We start from the raw sequence: 21,470 nt of genomic DNA, 5'->3' as shown, positions 1-21,470 counted from the left end.
AGCGGTCATATGGTGCGTGCCCCGGATGGGCGTATTCCCTGCGGGACACGCATGAGTCGCACATCTGAAGAAACCCGTTAGGCGCCTCAGCTCATGCCCAGTGCTTCTTTGTACATTTCCAGTACGGCTTCTTCCTCGGCGATATCGTCTTTGTCACGTTTTCGCAGAGCGATCACCTTGCGCATGACCTTGGTGTCGTAACCGCGGGCTTTGGCCTCGGCCATCACCTCTTTCTGCTGTTCCGCCAGATCCTTCTTTTCCGCGTCCAGCCGCTCGAAGCGTTCGATGAACTGGCGCAGTTCGCCTGCGGTTACGCGATAGTTGGCAGAGGCCTGATCTTCGGTCATGTCATCCATTTACGTCTCTCCCAGAGGGTAATTTCTGTTTCTTTGGCAGCGGGCAATATGCCGGATACATTGCCACCGCCCGCGCCGCAAGCGCCCAATCGCAGGCGGGCTTGTATGCGCAGAGGTTCTCGGCTAAGCGCAGAGGAACGTGACAAGCAAATGTGGGGAACCATGTTCGAATTCATCACCTGGGGCGGTGCCGCCCTGTCGCTTGCCGGGCTTGTGGGCCTGGTCTGGTGTATTGCACACGTGATGAAAGCGCGCAAATCCGGCCTCTCGGACGAAGAGCTGCGCGCCGTTGTTCAGGGTGTTCTGCCGTGGAATCTGGCGTCGTTGTTTCTGTCAGTGATTGGCTTGATGGTGGTAATCTTGGGGATTTCCTTTGGCTAACCTGCCAGCCTAAACCGGCAGATTATCAAACTGCGCTTCCATGGCATCTTCGCACAGGGCCGCATCCAGTTGCCGCAGGCGCGACGGTATGTGCATACCCTCCTGACGCATCCGTTCGATCACTTTGGTCACACTTGGCTGAAGGGCCAGTCGCGTATCCAGGCACGCGCCGTTGAGTTTCTTTTCAAGTTGTTCAGCTTCCGAATATAAATTGATTGATGACATTTCCATCCTCCCAAATGTCTTTATTTACTCTGATATATGTGACCATTTTAAGACTGGCCGAGATTACCCGAAAATCGCGCGGGAATCCGCCTGCTGGTCCTGCCGTTCCGGTTGTCCAAAAGCAGATTGACTAAATTTTACCCATAGTGAGACTTCAGTGCCTTGACCAGCATCAAATTATGCATGTTGATTATGACATATTCCGTAATTAATATATGAAATGGCGGCACTGGCGGAGAGCAACATGACACCCATAGTAAAAGCGTTTTTCGACCCCGAGACCTTTACGGTTTCCTATCTGGTACAAGAGCCCGCAGGCCTTGCCTGTGCGATCATCGACAGTGTTCTGGATTTCGACCACGCCTCGGGTCGCACCAACACGCGCTCGGCGGATCAGATCATCGACCATGTGCGTAAGAATGATCTGCGGGTCGACTGGATTCTGGAAAGCCACGTCCACGCGGATCACCTGTCAGCGGCGCCCTACCTGCAGCAGGAATTGGGCGGCAAGATCGGTATCGGTGATCAGATCGTCACCATTCAGGAAACCTTCGGAAAAATCTTCAACGAAGGCACCGAGTTTCAGCGCGACGGCAGCCAGTTCGACGCCCTCTTCCGCGAAGGCGACAGTTTCCACGTCGGCCAGATGCGCGGTGACGTGTTGCACACGCCCGGTCATACGCCCGCCTGCCTGACCTATGTGATCGGCGACGCGGCTTTTGTCGGGGACACGCTCTTCATGCCGGATTTCGGCACGGCGCGCTGCGACTTTCCGGGCGGGTCCTCTGCCATGTTGTATGACTCGATCCAGAAAATCCTGTCGCTGCCGGATGAGACACGGGTTTTTGTTGGCCATGATTACAAGGCACCGGGGCGCGATGAATATGCCTGGGAAACGACGGTTGGCGAGCAGAAGGCGCTGAATGTTCATATCGGTCAGGGCCGCTCAATCGAGGAATTTGTCGAGATGCGCGACACCCGGGATGCAACGCTGTCCATGCCGCGTCTGATCCTGCCGTCCCTGCAGATCAACATGCGTGCGGGGCAGATGCCTCCGGCGGATGAACATGGTGACGTGTTTTTGAAGCTTCCCCTGAACAAGCTCTGAACCTCTGGCCGCGAACGGTAAAGGACACAAAATGCATACAGACTGGATTTGGGGCCTTGGCGGAGGCATTCTGATTGGCCTTGGCGCCGCCATTTACCTGTTGGGCAACGGTCGCATCATGGGGGCCAGCGGCATTCTGGGCGGGTTGGTCGACCAAAGCGACCGTTCGCTGGAACGGCTGAGCTTTCTGGCGGGCGTGATTGGGACGCCCCTGTTGCTGCGGCCCCTGCTCTCTCCGGCACCCGAAACAAATTTGACCAGCAATTTCACCGTAGTGATCATCGCCGGTCTGCTTGTGGGCGCCGGCACACGCATCGCCAACGGGTGTACCTCCGGCCACGGTGTCTGCGGGATTTCGCGGTTCTCGCTGCGCGGTATTGTTGCCACACTGATCTATATCGGGGCCGGCGTTGTGACGATTACCTTGTTCCGCCATGTTTGGGGGGTGATCTGATGCGTGCGCTCGTTTCCCTTCTCGCAGGGTCCCTGTTCGGCGCGGGCCTGCTGCTGTCCGGTATGACCAACACCGCCAAGGTACAGGGTTGGCTGGATTTCTTCGGGCAATGGGACCCGACACTTGCCTTTGTGATGGGTGGAGCGATCCTGCCAATGCTGATCGCCTGGCGCTTGACGGCCCATCGACGCCCCCTGACCGGCGGACAGTTTCCTAAACCCGCCGCACCCGAACTGGACCGCCGCCTGATCCTGGGTTCGGTACTTTTCGGAATGGGCTGGGCGCTGGCTGGGTTGTGTCCCGGGCCTGCCCTCGCCTCGCTCAGTTATGGCGGGATCGGCGGGGTTGTCTTTGTGCTAGCCATGATCGCGGGCATGTTCGCGGCGCCGACGTTGAGCGCCCAACTGGACAGAGTCGCAAACGCGGCCTAATCAATTGGCATGGAGATTCGCCCGATTACCCCCCGCTACGCCGTCTCGCCGCAAATCACGGTCGAGGACGTTCCAGCAATTGCCGAGGCCGGCTTTGTCAAAGTGATCTGCAATCGGCCCAATGTCGAGGTTCCGGCCAACATGCAGTCAGACGCGATCGGTGAAGCAGTGCGCGCGGCGGGGCTGGAATACGAAGTTCTGGAGCTGACCCATCAGACCATGACGCCCGAGAATGTGGCCCTGCAACGCCAGTTGGCCGAAAGCTGCGGCGGACCGGTTCTGGCCTATTGCGCCTCGGGCACGCGCTGTTCCGTGGTTTGGGCGCTGGGTCAGTGCGACCGGATGAGCACGGATGACATTCTGGATGCCACCACCAAAGCGGGTTACGCGCTGGAAAACCTGCGCCCGACCCTGGACCAGATCCGCGGCGGTGCAGACTGATTTAACTCAGCGCATCCGGATCCGTGTCTGATAGTTTCAGACCGGCCAGTTGCGAAATCTCGGCCACCATCTGATCTGAATCGGCGAAATTCAGGTTGGACTCTATGTCGCTTGTTGCGCCCGGATCGAATGCGACCGGCATCCGCGCTGGCTCCGTTGGCGGGGGCATGTCCGGGTCAGGTTGCGGGGTTGGGGTCGAGCGAGCCTCAAGAAATTCCTCAGCTTCGGATTGGGTCAACGCCGTCAGCGGCGCGTATTCGTTCAGACGTACCGCGCGCATTCCGCCACATTGTCCCAACCGGCCAATCGCGGCGCGATTGCGGTCAATCGTCAGGACCTCTGCCCGGTCCAGCCTTGCCCCCGTCAGGGGCAGGACGTCCCCCGCCATGAGATGAGAAAGTGACGCCAGAGGCAGCGACATGCGGCAGATCACCGTATTCAGCTCGGCCCGCAATACCCCCGATGCCTGTTCCAGATTTGGACCTGTGTCCTCTTGCGTGTTCTCGTCGGCATCTTCTGCGGTCCGGTCTGGCAGAAACACGGAAATCTGCCCTTGCCGCAAACCGCCGCCCAGTTCCACGGTCAGATCAAACACCCGATACGCGTCTTCGACCATGGCCAGCGACAATGTACGCAGATCTGCAAGACGGGTGGAAAACTCTAACCCGGACAAGCTGGATTGATCCACCGGGGCCTCTACCAGATCGACCGCACGCGCCAAGGCGTCTTCGACCAGTGGTGCCACCATTGCTCCGTCCGTATGCGTAAACGTGCGGGGGGTGGGCTCGTCCGCCATCACCTCGCCAATGGTTTGCACTTGAACAATGGCGGAAACCGCCCCCAGATCCATGCAGATGGCCGCCGACATCCCGTCGCCATCCACAAACTGCAACAGCAGCCAGTCTTCCCCGACCTGATCCGCCAACAGGTCCGGAGTTCGGTAGGATTGCCTGGCGCCAATGACAACCATGGGCAGTTGCAATCGATCCCCGGCAGCGCGGGCAAAGGCCAACCGCAGCGCGCGCAGAACCGAACGCGGCTTGTCGCCCTGCTCTTCCTGTCCCACTGAAAGCTTGCGCGTCAAAGCTGCGCTGACCGTTTGCGTCATGCCCGAAACCGCTGTTGATTGCTGTATCCGACATCCGGTCTAACCCGGTTTAGGTTACGAATGTCTTTACACCCGTGTCACTGCGCCGCCTGTTGATACGCCATTGGCAACCTGACACGAAACGCCGCCCCGCCCTGCCCCGGCAGATAGGTGATCTCGCCCCCCAGCCGCTGCATGATCTCGCGGCAGATTGCCAGGCCCAGCCCGGCCCCACCGGCCTTGTCGACGCCCACGCGGGCAAATTTCTCGAACACCATCGAGCGGGCCTCGGGCGGGATACCGCTGCCATTGTCGGCAAAATCAATCACCACCTGCCCGCCGACATCATGGGCCGAGATCGTCAGCACCGGCTCGTCGGCGTCGCAGTATTTCTGCGCATTGGAAATCAGGTTGATAAAGACCTGCCCCAACCGATCCAGATCGGTGTGTAGCGGAATGCGCTCTGCGGTCTTCGACCGCCGGACTGTGAGAACCCGACTTGATCCGGCCAGAGCGCTGGGCACAGCCCGATCCAGTACCGAGCGAAGCGTATCATCTCCAACATTCAAATGAACCCGTCCGCTTTCCAAAACGCTCAGATCAAGAAGATCGTCCAGCAACCGGGTCAGGCGCAGGGCTTCGTCGTGAATGATCGCGGCATAGCGCGTCTGTTCTTCCCCACTCAGCCCCTCGGTATCGCGCATGATCTCGGAAAACGCGCGGATCGAGGTCATGGGTGTGCGCAACTCGTGACTGACCTGGCTGAGGAAGCTGTCCTTCTGCTCCGAGATTTGCGTCAGCTTGGTATTCGCCTCGCGCAATTGCCGTGCGGTTCGGGTCAGTTCGGCGGATTTCACCTCTAGCTGGCTGGAATACTCCAGCAACTGTGCCGATTCGTCGGCCACGGCCAGCAGGTCCTCGACCGACACGGACGAGCCGCCGACGATCTGGCCAATCATCGCGTGGGCTGTGGCAGCGCCCACTGAACCGCTCAGCTCGCGCTCCAGCCGTTCCAGAAAGGCGGGGGTGGGTTCCGGAAGACCGGAGCGTCCGCCCTGCAAGTCCACCTCGGCCTGAAAGAACTCCTGTGCGGGGCCTGCCCCCAGTATTCGCTGGGTCATGATCATCAGGTCTTCGCTCTGTGCAACCGAGCCGGACCAACCGCGGGGCGCGACAGAGTGATCGAAGACATTGACGAATTGCGCGCCCTGCAGGCGCTCCAGCGGGCTGGGAAAGCTCAGCAGCGACGCAACGCAGAATGCGATAGTGTTCAGGGACAGGGACCACATTACCGTGTGCACCATCGGGTCCATGCCCTCGATCCCGAACAGGGCCTGCGGGCGCAGCCAACCCAAGCCGAACGGACCGTTTTGCAGCACCGTCTCGGGCATCAACACGCCGTCCATCCCCGGCAGCAACAAGGTGTAGACCCACAGCAGAAACCCTACCGTCAACCCCACCAAGGCGCCGATCCGCGTCGCCCCACGCCAGAACAGGCCACCGACCAGAGCGGGCAGAATCTGGGAAACCCCGGCAAAGGCAATCAACCCGATCGAGGCCAGAGCCGCACCGCCGCCGGATAGGCGATAATAATAGTAACCCAGCGCCATGATCACCGCGATCGACACCCGCCTTGCCAACAGCACGACGTTCCTGACATCGCCGGATACGGAACCGGACCCTTCCTGCGTGCTCAGCCAGATCGGCATGACCACGTGGTTCGACACCATCGTCGACAGCGCCATGGCCGTCACGATGACCATGGACGTGGCCGAAGAAAACCCGCCGATAAAGGACAGCATCGCCAGCCAGTCATTGCCTTGCGACAGCGGCACGGTCAAAACGAACAGGTCGGGGTTCGAGCCTTCGGGCAACAGGTCCAGACCGACAACGGCAATTGGCACAACGAAAAGGCTCATCAGCAGCAGGTACAGTGGGAAAGCCCATGCTGCGGTTCTCAGGTGACCTTCATCGGCGTTTTCAACGACCATGACCTGAAACATGCGCGGCAGGCATATGAAGGCTGCCGCAGACAAAAAGATGAAAGTGGTCCAGCGCCCGGCATCCACGTTCCATTGGCCGATCTCGGACGCGTCGATCTGGTCCATCATGGGACCGACACCCCCTGCGATGCCCCAAACCACAAACGCGCCCACGGCCAGCAAGGCGAACAGCTTCACCACCGATTCCAGCGCAATGGCGGTCACAACACCGTGGTGGCGTTCGTTGACGTCCAGATTGCGGGTGCCGAAAAGGATGGCAAAGACCGCCAGACCGGCGGCCACCCAGAACACGCTGGAACCTTCGCGATAAAGACCCGTGGGGTCAGCCTCGGCAAAGATCGAAAACGAAAGGGTGATGGATTGCAGTTGCAGCGCGATATAAGGGGTACCACCCAGCACCGCCAGAATGGTCACACAGATCGCCAGCGTGTTGGACTTGCCGTAGCGCGAGGAGATCAGGTCGGCGATCGAGGTCACCCGCTGGCTACGCCCGACCCGCACCAGCTTGCGCAGGCCCCACCACCAGCTGATCATGACCAGCGTCGGGCCCAGATAGATCGTGACGAACTCCAGCCCCGACCGCGCGGCATTGCCGACGGCCCCGTAAAACGTCCAGGCTGTGCAGTAGATTGACAGCGACAGCGTATAGATCAGCGGCGACCGCAACCACGCCCCCCGCCCGGCGGCAGCCAGTCTGTCGGCGGCAAAGGCGACACCGAACAGCAGCACCACATAGCCCAGACATACCAGGATCAGAACGTTCAGCGTTGCCATCGGTCCGTCTCGGGTTCGGATTCGTCATGGGTTCCCATGCGCCTGGCGGCAAATCCAAACACCAGGCTGGCCACGATCATGGCGCCCCAGCAGGTGAAGATGTAAAAGATCGCCGAGGACAGAGATACACCCTCCTGCGTGTTCTGGCCATCGGGCCATAACAATGGGATGGCCACCAGGGCCGCCCCCAGAAACGGCAACAGCCGTGCGGCATCCGACAACCTGCGCCGACGATAGCTCTGCCGTTCGAGAAACAGCGAAGGCCGGATGCCCGAAGGCTGACGGTCTTCGTCCGAACTCATGACTGGGTCGCCTGCGCATACAGGTCCCGTACTGCAGTCAGCATCTCGGTATTGGAAAAAGGTTTGGTCATGAAACGACTGACACCCGCGTTTTCGGCCATTTCCCGATCCCGAGACTGCCCCCGCGCGGTCAGCATCAGAACCGGCAGGCTCTGCATACCGTCCACTTCGCGCAGGTCTCGTAAAATCTCCATCCCGCTTTTGCCCGGCAGCATCACGTCCAGGATCACAAGATCCGGGCTTGCGCCCTGGATGACCTGCAATGCGTCGCTGCCTTCGGCGTGCGTCTCGACCAGCCAACCCTCACGTGTCAGCAGAAACCGAATGGCCTCGGCGATGTTCGGCTCATCCTCAATTAGCAGAACCTTGCGGCTCATGATTATCTGTCCTCCCCGTGACGGGACATAAACTTTTCGACCCATCTCAGCCAGCTTACGCGTTCTGTCAGGAAACTGTCAAAAACGTTCGCTCAGGATTGACGGTTCACGGCGCGACACACAATCGCTGCTGGGGCAGACCCGGCAGCTGGGACCAACCCGAGCAACTGCTTGTTCACCCTGCGCAACGTCCTCGACCGACCGCACCAGCATCACCGAGCGATAGACCGGCCCGTCATCAAAACCGGATATGTGCTGTGGCCACGCATAGGCATAACAATCGAATACCGCCGCCGTCCGCCCAAGCTGTACGATACGTTTGCGGATCGGCACCAACGGCCGGTTCAGCGCCTGAAACAGCGGCCACAGAGGGCAGGCCTCACCAAAGCGCGGCATGGCAAAACCGGGCACAGATTTGCTGAAAAGGATACTGCCAGAGGCATCGCACACCACCAGCCCGGTCGGTCGCCCCAGATACCCGCCCGGCAAAGCCGCCAGCCTCCTCAGCACCGTCGCGACATTCACCGAAAACCGCGCCGCCAGTTGCAACGGGTCCAGCGGGGCTTGGTCCAAGGCGGCCTGCAACTGGTCCAGCGGCATGGCGCGGGCATCCGCGGCATAGACTTTAAGGAAATCCATGGCCACGGTTTTTGCAGCCGTCGATTCCAGAGCACTCAGGTCGATGTCCGCGTCGCGCCCACCCTCTTCGACCTCTGGGAAATGGTGCCCACGGGCTTCGAAAAACGCTTCGACATCTTCCATCGGCACGCCGCGATGATCGCCGTCAGAATCGCTTTCATCCAGATAAGCGACCAGCGATTTGGAGCTTTCGGCCAAACGCTCGGCATCCTGGTGCAGGTTGCTGTGAAAGCGGTCCTGCCATTCGGGTTCAATGTCCTGCGTGTCCGCCAGAATCGCGGCGGTTGACCGAATCGCAGCCGCTGTCGACAGAACCTCGTGCATTGAGGCCGCCAGATGCGGGTCGTGGGTCAGACGGTCCGACAGGGTTTCAACGGTCCGCTCCAGCGACACGACCCGGCGGTGCATCTGCGCCAGCACACCTGCCCATCCGGGAAACCGCCCGGCGAACTCTTCGAGCCCGTCCAGTTCTGCCTGCTGGCCAACGGCATCGGCGGCAGCCTCGCGCAGCGCCGCGATCAGCGTGGCCTCAATCCCCTGCGTCAGCACCGACGGCTCTACCGCCAGCGCCCCGGCGATATCAACCAGCAGCTTGCCACCAATCCGGCGGCGGTTATGCTCGATAAGATTTAGATAAGATGCTGAAATCCCGACCTGACGCGCAAGTTCCGCCTGCCGCAGACCCGCGATCTGACGCCTTTCCCGGATACGGCTGCCCGTCAGCGTATCGCGCATGTTCCCACCCTTCCCAAAGCGAAACCAACCAAATTTCACTCTGACTGATTTTCAGAACTCTTGATGTATTTCTATCGGTTAAGGCAGAGTTTTCATAGACCATTTACAAGCTTGACAAAACACGCCCGCCCGACGTGGGCAAGGACGGCGCAGAATCTGCGCAGGCCCCCTTCTATTTCCCCTGAAATCCCTGCACGATAGCCGCATGAGCGACCCCGCCTTTGAATATGCACCAATCGGGCTTGTCGAATTGGAGAACCGGATCATCCGGCGCTGCAATTTGCAGTTTGCCCGCACCTTTGGCGGTGAGGCCGTGGATTACCGCAATATGCCACTGTTGCACCTGTATCCCTCTGTGGCCGATTGGGAACGTATCGGTGCGCGCAGCCTGCAGGTGATGCGCGACACCGGGTATTACACCGATGAACGCGTCATGCGGCGGCGCAACAGCGATCTGTTCTGGTGCCGCGCACGTGGGCGCTCACTCACCCCGGATGACCCGTTCCGCCACGGTATCTGGAGCTTTTCCGACATTTCGGAAGAACGCCCCCTGGTCGAGTTGACAGCACGTGAACGTGAGGTGGCGATCCTGTCCTGCCGCGGCCTGTCCGCCAAGGAAATCGGCGCGGAACTGGACCTCAGCTATCGCACGATCGAGGCCTACCGCGCCCGCCTTTTGGAGAAATTCGGAGCCCGCAAACTGCCCGAACTGGTGGCGAAACTTTCGGGAATGCCGCTTTAGGCCCTTTCGCCCCCTGAAATCTTCTTTAAAACCCTTACATCACACGCTCAGACTGCGCTTTTCATGACCGGGCGCATGGCTTATAACGCTGCGTAATCAGACCAAAGCCCGCATGGAACAGACGGGCCAAAGGGGAACCGTCGAGGACACTCATGACAGACACCAAACACGAAGCGGATGTGGCATTCATCAAGGCACTGGCAGAATTGCTGCGCGAAAACGACCTGACCGAGCTGCAGGTCAAACGCGAATATGGCGAGGAAGACAGCCTGAACGTGCGCGTCAGCCGCATGACCCAGGTCGCTGCCGCTCCGGTTCAGGTCGCGGTTCCGACCGCAGCGCCTGCAGCAGCGCCGGCGGCCGCTCCGGCCCCTGCCGCAGCCGAGGCGCCCGCCGCACAGGAAGATCCGGCCAGCCATCCCGGCGCCGTGACCTCGCCCATGGTCGGCACCGTTTACATGCAGGCCGAGCCAGGCGCGCCCGCATTCATCTCGGTTGGTGCATCGGTGTCCGAAGGCGACACGCTGCTGATCGTCGAAGCGATGAAAACCATGAACCACATCCACGCGCCCAAGTCGGGTACCATCAAGCGTATCCTTGTGGGCGACGGCGACGCGGTGGAATTCGGCACCCCTCTGGTCATCGTTGAGTAAGGCGGGCCCATGTTCGACAAAATCCTGATTGCCAACCGAGGCGAGATCGCCCTGCGTGTGATCCGCGCCGCGCGCGAGATGGGGATTAAGACGGTCGCCGTGCATTCGACCGCCGACAGCGACGCGATGCATGTGCGCATGGCGGACGAATCGGTGTGCATCGGCCCTCCGCCCAGTCCGCAAAGCTATCTCTCGGTGCCTGCCATCATTTCGGCCTGTGAGATCACCGGCGCACAGGCGATCCATCCCGGCTATGGCTTCCTGTCCGAGAATGCCGAGTTCGTGCAAATCGTCGAAGACCACGGCATCACCTTCATCGGCCCCACCGCCGAGCATATCCGCGTGATGGGCGACAAGATCACCGCCAAGGATACGATGAAAGCGCTGGGTGTTCCCTGTGTACCCGGTTCCGACGGCGGCGTCCCCACGCTGGCCGATGCCAAGCGTATTGGTGAGGAATTCGGCTATCCCGTCATCATTAAGGCCACCGCCGGCGGCGGCGGTCGCGGCATGAAAGTCGCCAACAGCGCCGCCGAGATGGAAAGCGCCTTCATGACCGCGCGCGCCGAGGGCAAAGCCGCCTTTGGCAATGACGAGGTCTATATCGAGAAATACCTGACCACGCCGCGCCATATCGAGATTCAGGTCTTTGGCGATGGCAAGGGCAAGGCAGTCCATCTGGGCGAGCGCGACTGTTCCCTGCAGCGCCGTCACCAGAAGGTCTTCGAAGAGGCTCCCGGCCCCGCGATCAGCCCGGAAGAACGCGCCAAGATCGGTAAGATCTGCGCCGACGCCGTGGCCAAGATCAACTATATCGGCGCAGGCACCATCGAATTCCTGTATGAGAATGGCGAGTTCTATTTCATCGAAATGAACACCCGCCTGCAGGTGGAACACCCGGTGACCGAGGGCATCTTTGGCGTCGATCTGGTGCGCGAACAAATCCTTGTCGCCGCCGGCGAGGACATGTCGTTCGGTCAGGACGATCTGGAAATCAACGGCCACGCCATCGAGGTTCGGATCAACGCCGAAAAGCTGCCCAACTTCTCGCCCTGCCCGGGCAAAATCTCGGCCTATCATGCGCCGGGTGGTCTGGGCGTGCGGATGGATTCTGCGCTGTATGACGGGTACTCGATCCCGCCCTATTACGACTCGCTGATCGCCAAGCTGATCGTGCAGGGCCGCGACCGGGCCGAGGCGCTGGCGCGTCTGGAACGGGCCTTGGGTGAACTGATCGTGGATGGCATCGATACCACCGTACCACTGTTCCACGCCTTGTTGCAGGAGCCTGACATTCACAGCGGCAACTACAACATCCACTGGCTGGAGCGTTGGCTTGCGGAGCATATGGCCGATTAAAACAACAGGGTCGAAGGGCACCAGCCCTTCGGCCTTCGGGCATTTCCAATGAGCCTTTCCCCGGAACTCCTACTCCACAGCTATTCCATCGGCATTTTTCCGATGGCTGAACACCGTGACGCACCCGAACTGTTCTGGGTTGATCCCAAATTTCGCGGCGTTTTTCCCCTGGATGGCTTTCACGTCTCGCGTAGCCTTGCACGGCGCATCCGCAAATGCGGCTTCACGGTAACGATCAATCAGGATTTCGCCGGTGTCGTCGACGGCTGCGCAGATCGCGCGGACACATGGATCAACGCCGAGTTGCGGGATCTCTACCAGCAGATCCACCGCTTAGGCCACGCGCATTCATTGGAGATATGGGAGGCGGACCATCTGGTCGGGGGCGTCTACGGTGTCGCATTGGGGGCGGCGTTTTTCGGAGAAAGCATGTTCTCGCGCCGGACGGACGCGTCGAAAATCGCTCTGGCCTATCTGGTGGACCGCCTGCGGCAGACCGGGTTTCAACTGTTCGACACGCAGTTTCTGACCGCGCATCTGGCCTCACTGGGCGCGATCGAAATTCCCCGAACGCAATACCGGCAAGAGCTGGAAGAGGCGATCAACGCCAGCGCGGATTTCACCGCGCCGCTGGCTCAGTCGCCCGAAGCAGTCATACAGCGGATCACCCAGACGTCGTAACGCGCATGATCCAGCGCGTTCAGCGCCGGTGAGGTGGCAATCATCCAGCCGTCAAACAATTCATCCGACTTGCCTTTTTCCCAGATCGTCAAATAGGCAAAGGCATCACCGGTCGGGTTCTCGGCCGGATAGCGGCAATCCCCAAGTGCAACGTCCAGACCAAAAACCGCTGCGGTCTCACCGTTTTGCATTTCCACGTCGACGGTCTGACCGCTGACCTTGTCGAGCCCCCGCAGGATCGCCCCGGGGCCTGACTGCGCCTTTTGCTGTGCCATTGCACCCGAGGCGGCCAATAGCGCTGCGATCAGGGCAAAACGCCTCATTCGCCGCCGTCTCCGGCCACGAATTTGACCAGCAGCGAGATCAGGCTGACCGCGCCCTGCGTGTCTTCGACCTGATCGCCGGGCTCAAAAAAGAAGGGCGAGCCACCCGGCATCACCTCAACGAAATTGCCACCCAGCAATCCTTCGGAGGAAATCACGATGGCGCTGTCATCCGGCACCAGAATGCCGTCCGCAATCGAAAATGTGGTGTCCGCGCGATAGGTATCCGGGTTCAGGGTCACGCCCGTCACAGTGCCGATCTTGACCCCGGCCAGACGCACATCCGTGCCAACGCCCACACCTTCGAGCGAGCGGAAAGAAGCCTCAAGCTGATATCCAGCACCGCCCTGCGACAGGCCGGTGGACTGGCTGGCATAAACGCCAAAAGCAACGGCGCAGGCCAGAACGGCCCCACCGACAAGAACTTCGGTAACGTTATAGGTCGACATCGCTCGCCTCGTTTATTCCGGGCTCCAGGCCTCGTAATCCGTGCGCTCGACGGGGTCGACGCGGCGCAGAGACCCTGCAGGGGTATAGGCCAGAGCCGTCCCCGTCAGGTTTTCCTGATGCGGTTTTTCCCAGGACTTATGCTGCAACGGCTTATCGGTCGGCGGCTCATCCCAGGTGCGGTGCAGCCAGCCGTGCCAGTCGGGGTCGATCCGGCTGGCCTCGGCCTCACCGTTGAAAATCACCCAGCGTTTGCTGTCGTCGGCATTGCGGTAGAAGACATTGCCTTCGTTGTCTTCGCCGACTTTCTCACCTTTCCGCGCAGTATAGATCTGCGTGTTCAAGGTGGCTCCGTTCCACCAGGTTACGGCCCGCAATAGACTGTTCAGGATACCCATCGGCTGCCTCCGACATTTCTGTTCCCGCAGATATGGACCAAAGGCTCGCCAAGGTCCAGAGCCACTAGGGCCGCACCTGCTATTCCGGCAAAACTGCGGTCACTTCGATTTCGATGCGGTCTTCAGGGGTTATCAGATTGCATTCGGTCACTGTCGCCGCCGGAGGATTGGCACCGAATGCTTCGACCAACAGAGGCCAACATAGTTCAAATTCGCTCATGTCGGGCAGGTAATAGTTCACACGGACCACATGCGCGAAATCCGTCCCAGCCTCAGCCAGCGCTTTTTCAATGGCATCAAGAGCGGATTTGCACTGACCGACAGTATCTTTGGGAATGTTGTCGCCCTGCGCGCAGGTTCCGGCAACAAAGACAAATCCATTCGCAACCACGGCGCGGCAATATCCGACTTTGGCCTCGTATTCTCCGCCCGAGGAAATACGTCTGATCGTCATGATGCCCCCCACAAGAAAACGGCGCGGTCAGTGCCGCGCCGTGATTGGTAAATCCGTTAGAACTTAACCGGCCGAGGCCGATTCCGCCGCATCCGCGTAGATGATCAACGGCTGTTTGTCGGACGATACCGCCTCTTCGTTGACCACAACCTCGGTTACGTTCTTCATGCCGGGCAGCTCGAACATCGTGTCCAGCAGAATATCTTCGAGGATCGATCGCAGACCACGTGCGCCGGTTTTCCGTTCGATGGCCTTCTTGGCAATCGACTTCAGCGCGTCGTCGGTAAAGGCCAGTTCGGCGTCTTCCAGTTCGAACAGGCGCTGGTACTGCTTGACCAGAGCGTTCTTGGGCTTGGTCAGGATGGTGACCAGAGCATCCTCATCCAGGTCCTCCAGCGTCGCCAGAACCGGCAGACGGCCGACGAATTCCGGGATCAGACCGAATTTCAGCAGATCTTCGGGCTCCAGATCCTTGAAAATCTCGCCCACGCCGCGTTCGTCATTGTCACGCACATCGGCGCCAAAGCCCATGGCCGAGCCTTTGCCGCGCTGCGCGATGATCTTGTCCAAACCGGCAAACGCGCCACCGCAGATGAACAGGATGTTCGTGGTGTCGACTTGCAGGAATTCCTGCTGCGGATGCTTGCGCCCACCCTGCGGAGGAACGCTGGCAACAGTACCTTCCATCAGCTTCAACAGCGCCTGCTGCACGCCCTCACCCGACACGTCCCGCGTGATCGAGGGGTTTTCGGACTTGCGCGTGATCTTGTCGACCTCATCGATATAAACGATGCCGCGCTGCGCGCGTTCGACGTTGTATTCGCTGGCCTGCAGCAGCTTGAGAATGATGTTCTCGACATCTTCACCCACATAACCGGCCTCGGTCAGCGTGGTTGCATCGGCCATGGTGAACGGCACGTCCAGAATCCGCGCCAGCGTCTGCGCCAGCAGCGTCTTGCCGCAACCGGTCGGGCCGATCAGCAGGATGTTGGATTTCGCCAGCTCAATATCGCTGCCCGCTTTCTGGGCATGGTTCAGACGCTTGTAGTGGTTGTGCACCGCGACCGACAGAACCCGCTTGGCCGTCGCCTGACCGATCACGTAATCGTCCAGGACCTCGCAAATATCCTTGGGCGTCGGCACACCGTCCGAGGATTTCAGCCCGCTGGCCTTGGTTTCCTCGCGGATGATGTCCATGCACAGTTCGACGCATTCATCGCAGATAAACACGGTCGGGCCGGCAATCAGCTTGCGTACCTCATGCTGGCTCTTGCCGCAGAAGCTACAGTAGAGCGTGTTCTTGCCGTCACCGCCTGAATTCGTCGCCATGTTCTACCTTTCGGGCTTCGTCCCTGCGGCCCGTCCTGAACCGCGCTTGCCGCCTGTTGGTGCAGCTTAGGACAGCACCGAGACAGCTACAATCTCAAAATGCGCCCCGCGCAATGCGCGCGGGGGCTCAACGTCAGGCCTCGTCGCCGTCCAATTTGGCGCGGTTTTCGACGATTTCGTCGATGTGGCCCCAATCCTTCGCCTCTTCCGGGCTCATGAAATTGTCACGATCCAGCGCTTTTTCAACCGCCTTTTTGGTCTGGCCGGTATGACGCACGTAGATGTCATACAGGCGATCTTTCAGTTTTTGCGTTTCGGCGGCGTGAATCATGATGTCACTGGCCTGGCCCTGGTAACCGCCGCTGGGCTGGTGCACCATGATACGGCTGTTGGGCAGCGAGAACCGCATTCCCTTCTCGCCACCGGCCAGCAGAACCGACCCCATCGAGGCCGCCTGACCGATCACCAATGTCGAACATTTCGGCTTGATATACTGCATTGTGTCGTAAATCGACAAACCGCTGGTCACAACACCGCCGGGCGAATTGATGTAGATCGAGATCTCTTTGCTGGGATTTTCCGCCTCGAGATGCAGCAGCTGGGCGACGACCAGATGGCTCATCCCGTCGTGGATCGGGCCGTTGATGAAGATGATCCGCTCTTTCAGAAGGCGCGAGAAAATATCATAGGCGCGTTCGCCACGGCTGGTCTGTTCGACCACCATCGGGACGAGCGTATTCATATAGGTATCAACTGGATCGAACATTCTGAACCTGCCTGCTTTGCTATGGATCGGGACATTACCCGAAGAAACGTTACCCGAGTCTTAGTGTTGCCACCGGGGGGCTGCAAGGGGGACCGGAGACTTCGTGCCTCGCGGCCGTGATTTGAATGCTGTACCCGCTCTTATGAAATCAGCGCGAACAGCGCTCAACACATATTTCCGACGTCACATCACATCATTTTGATTCATGCATATGGAAATACATGCGCAAAATATGTACGCAAGAACCTCGCGTCAGCGAACCCGCACTCAGCGTCCACTAAGTTTGCGCGTAAACAAGGAAAACACGATGGCCCTTCCACAGCTTTCCCAAGATATGTCCCCCGAGTCGTTCGACAAGATGGTTGAAAACGCAACGCGTGCGTCGAATTTTCTGAAAGCCATCAGCCACGAAGGCCGCCTGATGATCCTGTGCCATCTGGTGTCGGGCGAAAAATCCGTAACCGAGCTGGAAGAGCTGCTGTCCGCTCGTCAGGCGGCAGTGTCTCAACAACTGTCGCGTTTGCGCCTCGAAGGTTTGGTGACGCCCCGCCGCGAGGGCAAGGCGATCTATTACCGCCTGGCCGATGACCGCCCCCGCCGCATGATCGAACTGGTTTACGACATGTTCTGCGGCGAGGAAAATGGCTGATCGCACAGCTCTGCCGCGTGCCGGTTAGCGTAATTGCCCCACCGACCTTCAGAGCCTGAACCGGCTTCAAAGCACTGGTTCCATTCAAGGAAAGCTGTTACGCAACACGGGACTGACACGAATGGAGACACTGATGATCCGTGCAATTCTGATTGGGCTTGCCCTTTTCACCCTCACCGCCTGCGAAACTGCAAAAGGCGCTGGCAAAGACATCGAGAAAGCGGGTGACGCGATTCAGAACGCGGCCACGGACGTTCAGCAGAACCTTTAATACACCATATATCGACTTTCCGCGACCAGTGCCCCCGGCATATTGCTGAAAACCCAGCCGACCTGGCGTAGGGTACAGGTGCATGGACGTGGTATTGCCTTTCTGACAAGACGACGGGGTTCTTGTGAACGCACAAGAACCCCGTAGTTTTTTGACAAGGGTAAAGTGGCAGCCTGTTTCACGTCTAAAGGAAAAGGCGTCAGGTGCGCAGACGCGGTCTATGCACGTATCCTCTCAGACACTCCTGACGCCTTGCCGGGTCGACACGTCCGGGGGACGTCCCGAGCCAGTTGCCCTGACCCTGACAAGGGCCACGGCTGCTATGCCGCGCCAAAAGGCGCCTCACAGCACGCGTCGGCCTTCTGAGAGGCTGGTCATCTGATCCGGATGCAATATCCCGATCACAAGACCACCCACCGGTAAGTCTCTGCGTAACAAGTCAGATCCTAAAACCCGCCCTCACCGCGCCGACCCCCTGGCCTTTGCGTACCACTCAGGTTCCCAAGAACCGATGTGGTTGGGTGATGGTTGCACCGGCGCCGGGATCCGACAAGAAATTAGCACTGCAGCATGAAAATTAGACGGGGATAACGTGTTGATATCCTCTGGGAGAATTTTGGGGATAAGTCCGGAAGTCGCGCGACTCTGCCAGTTTGAGGCAGGAAAACTCTGAATCACGTCAAAACGCCCGTTCAGGCCGCTTTTCTGCAACTGCGAAGGGGGTAAGCAGGCTTCTATGCGCGCAATCAGAACGCCCTGCCCCCGAATTTTTGATTTTGCGATTCGTCTCCCGGCTCCTGACGGTCGAGAGACATGGAAACGGAACCATGGTCGGACGCACCCCACCTGCGACGCCGCGCTGAAGGTTCACGAGGTCCGGACCGCCCGTGCCGGGCTACGCCGTATTCCGGCATGTGCCGATCCAAACCCTGTCGCAGGTGATGCAATGGTCGTCCGACCCGTCTCCATTCGTCGGAGACAATGGTTCCGTTTCCTGAGAAGCGCTCTGGCCAGACCGGGATTACCAATTCCACGCTGCACCGAACAGCAGCCAGTACCCCCTACAGACCGATCGGGCCAGAGACGCTTCAGTTCACCTGACGTTCCAGAACGGTGCTGTAGGTCGTTCCATTACGCAGGCTACGGAAATCCGCAAATATCTTTCCGTCTTCGTACCGGGCATCGATCAACGCATTCGCGCCGATGACCAGTGGTGAGGTTTCGACGATCCCGATACTGCCGGACCCGTCCAGGCTGATGGTGCCGGTGGCCTCGTTCTCATTCCATTCGGTGTCGCCATCGCGCCGCCACTTGCTTGGGCCCCAAAAGACGTTTTCTTCCTGAATCTGAATATCCAGCATCCACTCGGCCTGATTGAACCGGGGCTCATCGCCGCGCTGGGCATGAGATGGCGAGACGGTCGTGTACGACCCCAGCCATGTGCCGCGCAAATCCGGCGCGTCGGCCAAAGCGGCCGTTCCAAGGGTGAGGGTCGCGGCCAGAGCGGCTGCTCCGGCAGTCATGTATCTGGTCATTGGCTCTCTCCTCCAAACGGTGGCCGTCCTTGGCCTGCTGAACAGATTGGAAGCGAGAAAGCCGGTTGCAACTTACGTGAGGGAAACTTCATCTGTGGTTCATTGAACCCTCAGACGTTTCCGGTGGACGGGGATATACTCCCCGTCCTAAGCCATTGTGAAAAATTACTTATTCCACCGTAATACTACCAGAGATCGTATTGACGAATTTCTTGGTATCGGGGTCGGTCAGAGACGAAAAGCTGCCGCCCCCGGTTGCACTCGCCCAATTGCCCGAGCCGCCCGAGACCGTCCAGTCACCGGTCAACGCGCCACCCTCGCCAAGCCCAGTGGCCGTCCAGGTCATCACCGCCTTGTCGCCCGATGCGGTGTCGAACACGCAATTCCCAGTGCCCGACACCCCGGCCCCATTGATCAGCACCGCGCCGAAACACGACCCGCTCGCGCCTTCCAGAGGGTGCCCGGCGGCGACCTCGAAACTGTCATAATCGGTTTGCGATTTGATCACCGCGTGACCGTCCGAGATGCCGTAGACCTGGTTCTCATTTGTCCCCATGCCCTTGCCGGTGGCGTCAAAAGTCTCTGCCATGGCCGGGCCTGCGAACAGGCCCAGAGTCAAGGCTGTGGTTGCGGTCGCAATTAAGAACTTGTGCATAATAACCTCTCATTTCTGAGGGTCTGGCGTTGCAAGCATGTAAAGAAAAAACCGCCTGAACGCGGTCCCCCGCGCGGAGGATAACACATTCCGTTCTTTGCGTCTAAACCGGGCCTCAGCCTTCCAGCTTGCGTGCCACCAGAAACGAGACCGGGAACGCCGCGACAAAGCCGACAACCGCAGCGATCAGGATGGTCGTCCACGCGGAATACCCCATGGCCAGAACCGCAATCACAGCGGACCCGGCGAGGGTGGAACCAAGGAAAATGTGAAGGATCAGCGTCAGGGGCGACATAGGGGCCTCGTTGTTTTCGGTGTGTTTTCGCAGAGCCTAGAACCGAGGCCGGGAGCGGTCCTTGATCTGGGTCAGAAATCGCAGCGCAATCAGGCCCATGCCAGTGCGGTTCCGACCAGGACAAGGCCAATCCCTATAGCTTCGCGATAAGAGAAATTCTCACCAAACAGGAAGTACGACGCGATGGCGATCAGGATGACCTCGGCCCCCAGAATGCCGGTATAGATGATGCCCAACCTCTCCTCACGCAGGGCGGCGAGTTCCAGCGATGCGGCGGCTAGCAAAGTTGCAACGATCAGCAGGCTGAGGCCGATCCCGGGGATTTTCCACCAGAACTTCATCGCGATCATGGCAATGGAATAGAGACCCGCCGATCCGAAGGCGATAAGGGGGATGAGCGATGTAGACATAGGGACCTCCCACTGAGGTTGCCGCTAGGTCAACGATAGCAGGCGGGAGGGGTTGGGGCTGTGAGGTGGGTCACAGAGGGTCAATCAGCAGAACTGAGGGCCGCGACCAACCCGAGGGGAGGCGCAAACGCGCCGCCCATTTTGCCGAAGGCAAACCTCCGGTTTGACGGGGGCGGGTCATGCCAGAGGCATGCTTTCAGCATGACGCGGTCCGGCGGTGCCACCGGGTGGGTGGGTTGGTACGAGACAAATGTAACTGACGTTTTCTAACGACTTGCAAGCTATTCAACGCGATGATTTATCTGCGAAGCCATTCGCTTCAAGCAGACAAATAGGCCCTACTCTATGAAACCAAAACTAGCTGAAACAAAACTATTTGGAAAAATTAGAGCACCAGTCTGCTTCGAAGAATTGATAAGTAGTGTTTGTGAGATGGACAATAGCGCCTACTTTTCCTCAAGATTCTGGAGGGGGCAAGCAGAAGCGGATTGGCCGATTGAGACCACGTCGATGAGGCGCGTCAAAAACTCCATGAGGTTCTCGATTGAGAATTTTAACGACCAGGCGATAGCAAACGATGTAAGTATGCTCAAACGGGCAAAGCACAGCGGCTTTAGCTTTACGGATGGTCGCGAACTAAACGATTGGGAATTAATCACAAAACTACGGCACTACGGTGCCTCTACATGCTTATTGGATGTGAGCAAGAACCCACTTGTTGGCCTCTGGTTTGCCTGTTCCAGCAAACCAAAATCTCCAGGAATCTTATTTGGACTGCATTGCGATCAAGTCGGCGGAATGGAAAAAGAACATCCTAGTGAAGAATACCGCGCTGAGTTGGTGATCGCTAAGAGCTTTAAGCATCCAATGCTCTATGATCCGTCGACAGTAACACCTCGTGTCGCGGCTCAATCATCATGTTTTCTGTTTGGATCGGCCAGTAGCAGTCAAATGGGGTCGATGGTTTATGAAGAAACTAATGAAGGCCAATGCTTCTATTACATTTCACCTGAACTAAAGTCAGACTGTCTCAAAAAGCTTGATCAAGTGTTTTGCATCAACCGACTGTCTTTGTTTCCAGACATTGAGGGATTTTCTCAAGCCAATTCGAGTGAATACGATGCTTCATCTGACTACAGGTGGTAGTCAATCGCTTGGATGGCCCACCTTTCCATCTTAAATATTGAAGT

29 protein-coding genes are annotated in these 21,470 nt (G+C 58.9%); 12 read left to right on the top strand and 17 right to left on the bottom strand.

Annotated elements, in window-relative coordinates:
• Nucleotides 1-86 precede the first annotated feature (86 nt).
• Entirely contained in the window at nucleotides 87-356 is a 270-nt protein-coding gene (locus tag ACR0DO_RS10635) for a DUF2312 domain-containing protein (RefSeq protein ID WP_170445087.1), read from the bottom strand.
• 162 nt (nucleotides 357-518) lie between these two features.
• Between ACR0DO_RS10635 and ACR0DO_RS10630 the strand changes: the two genes are divergently transcribed.
• Complete coding sequence (locus ACR0DO_RS10630; protein WP_170445090.1) at nucleotides 519-737, top strand: hypothetical protein; 219 nt, start codon at nucleotides 519-521, stop codon at nucleotides 735-737.
• 9 nt (nucleotides 738-746) lie between these two features.
• Here ACR0DO_RS10630 and ACR0DO_RS10625 read toward each other — a convergent pair whose 3' ends face one another.
• Nucleotides 747-962, bottom strand: a complete 216-nt coding sequence (locus tag ACR0DO_RS10625; RefSeq protein WP_170445093.1) for a hypothetical protein — start codon at nucleotides 960-962, stop codon at nucleotides 747-749.
• A 244-nt stretch (nucleotides 963-1,206) separates the two neighbouring features.
• On the opposite strand from ACR0DO_RS10625, the gene ACR0DO_RS10620 reads away from it, so the two are divergent.
• From ACR0DO_RS10620 to ACR0DO_RS10605, 4 genes are read left to right on the top strand one after another with little or no spacing between them, the layout of a single operon-like run.
• Nucleotides 1,207-2,070 (top strand): MBL fold metallo-hydrolase, encoded by an 864-nt coding sequence (locus tag ACR0DO_RS10620; RefSeq protein WP_480558553.1) that lies wholly within the window; start codon nucleotides 1,207-1,209, stop codon nucleotides 2,068-2,070.
• Between the two features lie 31 nt (nucleotides 2,071-2,101).
• Nucleotides 2,102-2,524 (top strand): YeeE/YedE family protein, encoded by a 423-nt coding sequence (locus ACR0DO_RS10615; protein WP_480558551.1) that lies wholly within the window; start codon nucleotides 2,102-2,104, stop codon nucleotides 2,522-2,524.
• A complete protein-coding gene (locus ACR0DO_RS10610) occupies nucleotides 2,524-2,955 on the top strand; it encodes a DUF6691 family protein (protein ID WP_480558549.1) in 432 nt (143 codons plus the stop codon). Before ACR0DO_RS10615 ends, ACR0DO_RS10610 begins: the two co-directional genes overlap by 1 nt.
• 9 nt (nucleotides 2,956-2,964) lie before the next feature.
• Nucleotides 2,965-3,396, top strand: coding sequence for a protein tyrosine phosphatase family protein (locus ACR0DO_RS10605; protein ID WP_480558547.1), 432 nt, complete (start codon nucleotides 2,965-2,967; stop codon nucleotides 3,394-3,396).
• Between the two features lies 1 nt (nucleotide 3,397).
• On the opposite strand, the gene ACR0DO_RS10600 is transcribed toward ACR0DO_RS10605, so the two are convergent.
• The 5 genes from ACR0DO_RS10600 to ACR0DO_RS10580 form a co-directional block, all read right to left on the bottom strand.
• Nucleotides 3,398-4,504: a FliM/FliN family flagellar motor C-terminal domain-containing protein gene (locus tag ACR0DO_RS10600; protein WP_480558545.1), complete on the bottom strand. Its 1,107-nt coding sequence runs from the start codon at nucleotides 4,502-4,504 to the stop codon at nucleotides 3,398-3,400.
• A gap of 77 nt (nucleotides 4,505-4,581) precedes the next feature.
• Nucleotides 4,582-7,260, bottom strand: coding sequence for an ATP-binding protein (locus ACR0DO_RS10595; protein WP_480558543.1), 2,679 nt, complete (start codon nucleotides 7,258-7,260; stop codon nucleotides 4,582-4,584).
• Nucleotides 7,248-7,562 (bottom strand): hypothetical protein, encoded by a 315-nt coding sequence (locus ACR0DO_RS10590; RefSeq protein WP_170445115.1) that lies wholly within the window; start codon nucleotides 7,560-7,562, stop codon nucleotides 7,248-7,250. Before ACR0DO_RS10590 ends, ACR0DO_RS10595 begins: the two co-directional genes overlap by 13 nt.
• A complete protein-coding gene (locus ACR0DO_RS10585) occupies nucleotides 7,559-7,939 on the bottom strand; it encodes a response regulator (protein ID WP_170445119.1) in 381 nt (126 codons plus the stop codon). Before ACR0DO_RS10585 ends, ACR0DO_RS10590 begins: the two co-directional genes overlap by 4 nt.
• A 78-nt stretch (nucleotides 7,940-8,017) precedes the next feature.
• Complete coding sequence (locus ACR0DO_RS10580; RefSeq protein ID WP_480558541.1) at nucleotides 8,018-9,313, bottom strand: helix-turn-helix domain-containing protein; 1,296 nt, start codon at nucleotides 9,311-9,313, stop codon at nucleotides 8,018-8,020.
• Between the two features lie 205 nt (nucleotides 9,314-9,518).
• Between ACR0DO_RS10580 and ACR0DO_RS10575 the strand changes: the two genes are divergently transcribed.
• The 4 genes from ACR0DO_RS10575 (at nucleotide 9,519) to aat (ending at nucleotide 12,748) form a co-directional block, all read left to right on the top strand.
• Nucleotides 9,519-10,055 carry a LuxR C-terminal-related transcriptional regulator gene (locus ACR0DO_RS10575; protein WP_480558539.1) on the top strand — a complete coding sequence of 179 codons (537 nt, stop codon included), beginning with the start codon at nucleotides 9,519-9,521 and terminating at the stop codon, nucleotides 10,053-10,055.
• Between the two features lie 152 nt (nucleotides 10,056-10,207).
• Nucleotides 10,208-10,708: an acetyl-CoA carboxylase biotin carboxyl carrier protein gene (gene accB, locus ACR0DO_RS10570; RefSeq protein ID WP_480558537.1), complete on the top strand. Its 501-nt coding sequence runs from the start codon at nucleotides 10,208-10,210 to the stop codon at nucleotides 10,706-10,708.
• Between the two features lie 9 nt (nucleotides 10,709-10,717).
• The gene (gene accC, locus ACR0DO_RS10565) at nucleotides 10,718-12,067 is read left to right on the top strand and encodes an acetyl-CoA carboxylase biotin carboxylase subunit (protein ID WP_170445129.1); all 1,350 of its coding nucleotides are present in this window, start codon (nucleotides 10,718-10,720) and stop codon (nucleotides 12,065-12,067) included.
• Between the two features lie 48 nt (nucleotides 12,068-12,115).
• Nucleotides 12,116-12,748, top strand: coding sequence for a leucyl/phenylalanyl-tRNA--protein transferase (aat, locus tag ACR0DO_RS10560; RefSeq protein WP_480558535.1), 633 nt, complete (start codon nucleotides 12,116-12,118; stop codon nucleotides 12,746-12,748).
• Here the strand turns inward: aat and ACR0DO_RS10555 are convergent.
• From ACR0DO_RS10555 to ACR0DO_RS10530, 6 genes are all read right to left on the bottom strand, one after another.
• Nucleotides 12,703-13,071, bottom strand: coding sequence for a DUF2155 domain-containing protein (locus ACR0DO_RS10555; protein WP_480558533.1), 369 nt, complete (start codon nucleotides 13,069-13,071; stop codon nucleotides 12,703-12,705). The genes aat and ACR0DO_RS10555 overlap by 46 nt on opposite strands.
• Complete coding sequence (gene mlaD, locus ACR0DO_RS10550; RefSeq protein ID WP_170445138.1) at nucleotides 13,068-13,520, bottom strand: outer membrane lipid asymmetry maintenance protein MlaD; 453 nt, start codon at nucleotides 13,518-13,520, stop codon at nucleotides 13,068-13,070. The genes ACR0DO_RS10555 and mlaD overlap by 4 nt, the downstream gene beginning before the upstream one ends.
• A gap of 12 nt (nucleotides 13,521-13,532) precedes the next feature.
• Complete coding sequence (locus tag ACR0DO_RS10545) at nucleotides 13,533-13,916, bottom strand: NADH:ubiquinone oxidoreductase subunit NDUFA12 (RefSeq protein WP_170445141.1); 384 nt, start codon at nucleotides 13,914-13,916, stop codon at nucleotides 13,533-13,535.
• 79 nt (nucleotides 13,917-13,995) lie between these two features.
• Nucleotides 13,996-14,370 (bottom strand): Rid family hydrolase, encoded by a 375-nt coding sequence (locus tag ACR0DO_RS10540; RefSeq protein WP_170672191.1) that lies wholly within the window; start codon nucleotides 14,368-14,370, stop codon nucleotides 13,996-13,998.
• A 63-nt stretch (nucleotides 14,371-14,433) separates the two neighbouring features.
• Nucleotides 14,434-15,699: an ATP-dependent Clp protease ATP-binding subunit ClpX gene (clpX, locus tag ACR0DO_RS10535; protein ID WP_058282413.1), complete on the bottom strand. Its 1,266-nt coding sequence runs from the start codon at nucleotides 15,697-15,699 to the stop codon at nucleotides 14,434-14,436.
• A 133-nt stretch (nucleotides 15,700-15,832) separates the two neighbouring features.
• A complete protein-coding gene (locus ACR0DO_RS10530; protein WP_170326811.1) occupies nucleotides 15,833-16,465 on the bottom strand; it encodes an ATP-dependent Clp protease proteolytic subunit in 633 nt (210 codons plus the stop codon).
• A 307-nt stretch (nucleotides 16,466-16,772) separates the two neighbouring features.
• On the opposite strand from ACR0DO_RS10530, the gene ACR0DO_RS10525 reads away from it, so the two are divergent.
• On the top strand, nucleotides 16,773-17,114 hold the full coding sequence (locus ACR0DO_RS10525) for a metalloregulator ArsR/SmtB family transcription factor (RefSeq protein ID WP_170445147.1): 342 nt from the start codon (nucleotides 16,773-16,775) through the stop codon (nucleotides 17,112-17,114).
• Between the two features lie 133 nt (nucleotides 17,115-17,247).
• Nucleotides 17,248-17,385 (top strand): entericidin A/B family lipoprotein, encoded by a 138-nt coding sequence (locus ACR0DO_RS10520; RefSeq protein ID WP_170445788.1) that lies wholly within the window; start codon nucleotides 17,248-17,250, stop codon nucleotides 17,383-17,385.
• 1,088 nt (nucleotides 17,386-18,473) lie between these two features.
• Here ACR0DO_RS10520 and ACR0DO_RS10515 read toward each other — a convergent pair.
• The 4 genes from ACR0DO_RS10515 to ACR0DO_RS10500 form a co-directional block, all read right to left on the bottom strand.
• Nucleotides 18,474-18,920, bottom strand: a complete 447-nt coding sequence (locus ACR0DO_RS10515) for a hypothetical protein (protein WP_480558530.1) — start codon at nucleotides 18,918-18,920, stop codon at nucleotides 18,474-18,476.
• 169 nt (nucleotides 18,921-19,089) lie between these two features.
• Nucleotides 19,090-19,575, bottom strand: a complete 486-nt coding sequence (locus tag ACR0DO_RS10510) for a hypothetical protein (protein ID WP_480558528.1) — start codon at nucleotides 19,573-19,575, stop codon at nucleotides 19,090-19,092.
• A 115-nt stretch (nucleotides 19,576-19,690) separates the two neighbouring features.
• Nucleotides 19,691-19,870 (bottom strand): CTP synthetase, encoded by a 180-nt coding sequence (locus ACR0DO_RS10505; protein WP_480558526.1) that lies wholly within the window; start codon nucleotides 19,868-19,870, stop codon nucleotides 19,691-19,693.
• 89 nt (nucleotides 19,871-19,959) lie between these two features.
• Nucleotides 19,960-20,280, bottom strand: a complete 321-nt coding sequence (locus tag ACR0DO_RS10500; RefSeq protein ID WP_170672202.1) for a hypothetical protein — start codon at nucleotides 20,278-20,280, stop codon at nucleotides 19,960-19,962.
• Nucleotides 20,281-20,625: 345 nt separating this feature from the next.
• Here ACR0DO_RS10500 and ACR0DO_RS10495 point away from each other — a divergent pair, with 345 nt between their 5' ends.
• Nucleotides 20,626-21,426 (top strand): FRG domain-containing protein, encoded by an 801-nt coding sequence (locus ACR0DO_RS10495; protein WP_170672204.1) that lies wholly within the window; start codon nucleotides 20,626-20,628, stop codon nucleotides 21,424-21,426.
• The last annotated feature ends 44 nt before the right edge of the window (nucleotides 21,427-21,470 follow it).

It is taken from the genome of Ruegeria sp. AM9 (assembly GCF_056540565.1).
Note: the sequence above shows the minus strand (reverse complement) of the source record. Positions and strands in the feature narration are given on the sequence as shown.

Bases quoted from the DNA above. Each gene is read 5' to 3' on its own strand.
- ACR0DO_RS10635 (WP_170445087.1), bottom strand. From the start codon at position 356: ATGGATGACATGACCGAAGATCAGGCCTCTGCCAACTATCGCGTAACC.
- ACR0DO_RS10630 (WP_170445090.1), top strand. From the start codon at position 519: ATGTTCGAATTCATCACCTGGGGCGGTGCCGCCCTGTCGCTTGCCGGG.
- ACR0DO_RS10625 (WP_170445093.1), bottom strand. From the start codon at position 962: ATGTCATCAATCAATTTATATTCGGAAGCTGAACAACTTGAAAAGAAA.
- ACR0DO_RS10620 (WP_480558553.1), top strand. From the start codon at position 1,207: ATGACACCCATAGTAAAAGCGTTTTTCGACCCCGAGACCTTTACGGTT.
- ACR0DO_RS10615 (WP_480558551.1), top strand. From the start codon at position 2,102: ATGCATACAGACTGGATTTGGGGCCTTGGCGGAGGCATTCTGATTGGC.
- ACR0DO_RS10610 (WP_480558549.1), top strand. From the start codon at position 2,524: ATGCGTGCGCTCGTTTCCCTTCTCGCAGGGTCCCTGTTCGGCGCGGGC.
- ACR0DO_RS10605 (WP_480558547.1), top strand. From the start codon at position 2,965: ATGGAGATTCGCCCGATTACCCCCCGCTACGCCGTCTCGCCGCAAATC.
- ACR0DO_RS10600 (WP_480558545.1), bottom strand. From the start codon at position 4,504: ATGACGCAAACGGTCAGCGCAGCTTTGACGCGCAAGCTTTCAGTGGGA.
- ACR0DO_RS10595 (WP_480558543.1), bottom strand. From the start codon at position 7,260: ATGGCAACGCTGAACGTTCTGATCCTGGTATGTCTGGGCTATGTGGTG.
- ACR0DO_RS10590 (WP_170445115.1), bottom strand. From the start codon at position 7,562: ATGAGTTCGGACGAAGACCGTCAGCCTTCGGGCATCCGGCCTTCGCTG.
- ACR0DO_RS10585 (WP_170445119.1), bottom strand. From the start codon at position 7,939: ATGAGCCGCAAGGTTCTGCTAATTGAGGATGAGCCGAACATCGCCGAG.
- ACR0DO_RS10580 (WP_480558541.1), bottom strand. From the start codon at position 9,313: ATGCGCGATACGCTGACGGGCAGCCGTATCCGGGAAAGGCGTCAGATC.
- ACR0DO_RS10575 (WP_480558539.1), top strand. From the start codon at position 9,519: ATGAGCGACCCCGCCTTTGAATATGCACCAATCGGGCTTGTCGAATTG.
- accB (WP_480558537.1), top strand. From the start codon at position 10,208: ATGACAGACACCAAACACGAAGCGGATGTGGCATTCATCAAGGCACTG.
- accC (WP_170445129.1), top strand. From the start codon at position 10,718: ATGTTCGACAAAATCCTGATTGCCAACCGAGGCGAGATCGCCCTGCGT.
- aat (WP_480558535.1), top strand. From the start codon at position 12,116: ATGAGCCTTTCCCCGGAACTCCTACTCCACAGCTATTCCATCGGCATT.
- ACR0DO_RS10555 (WP_480558533.1), bottom strand. From the start codon at position 13,071: ATGAGGCGTTTTGCCCTGATCGCAGCGCTATTGGCCGCCTCGGGTGCA.
- mlaD (WP_170445138.1), bottom strand. From the start codon at position 13,520: ATGTCGACCTATAACGTTACCGAAGTTCTTGTCGGTGGGGCCGTTCTG.
- ACR0DO_RS10545 (WP_170445141.1), bottom strand. From the start codon at position 13,916: ATGGGTATCCTGAACAGTCTATTGCGGGCCGTAACCTGGTGGAACGGA.
- ACR0DO_RS10540 (WP_170672191.1), bottom strand. From the start codon at position 14,370: ATGACGATCAGACGTATTTCCTCGGGCGGAGAATACGAGGCCAAAGTC.
- clpX (WP_058282413.1), bottom strand. From the start codon at position 15,699: ATGGCGACGAATTCAGGCGGTGACGGCAAGAACACGCTCTACTGTAGC.
- ACR0DO_RS10530 (WP_170326811.1), bottom strand. From the start codon at position 16,465: ATGTTCGATCCAGTTGATACCTATATGAATACGCTCGTCCCGATGGTG.
- ACR0DO_RS10525 (WP_170445147.1), top strand. From the start codon at position 16,773: ATGGCCCTTCCACAGCTTTCCCAAGATATGTCCCCCGAGTCGTTCGAC.
- ACR0DO_RS10520 (WP_170445788.1), top strand. From the start codon at position 17,248: ATGATCCGTGCAATTCTGATTGGGCTTGCCCTTTTCACCCTCACCGCC.
- ACR0DO_RS10515 (WP_480558530.1), bottom strand. From the start codon at position 18,920: ATGACCAGATACATGACTGCCGGAGCAGCCGCTCTGGCCGCGACCCTC.
- ACR0DO_RS10510 (WP_480558528.1), bottom strand. From the start codon at position 19,575: ATGCACAAGTTCTTAATTGCGACCGCAACCACAGCCTTGACTCTGGGC.
- ACR0DO_RS10505 (WP_480558526.1), bottom strand. From the start codon at position 19,870: ATGTCGCCCCTGACGCTGATCCTTCACATTTTCCTTGGTTCCACCCTC.
- ACR0DO_RS10500 (WP_170672202.1), bottom strand. From the start codon at position 20,280: ATGTCTACATCGCTCATCCCCCTTATCGCCTTCGGATCGGCGGGTCTC.
- ACR0DO_RS10495 (WP_170672204.1), top strand. From the start codon at position 20,626: ATGAAACCAAAACTAGCTGAAACAAAACTATTTGGAAAAATTAGAGCA.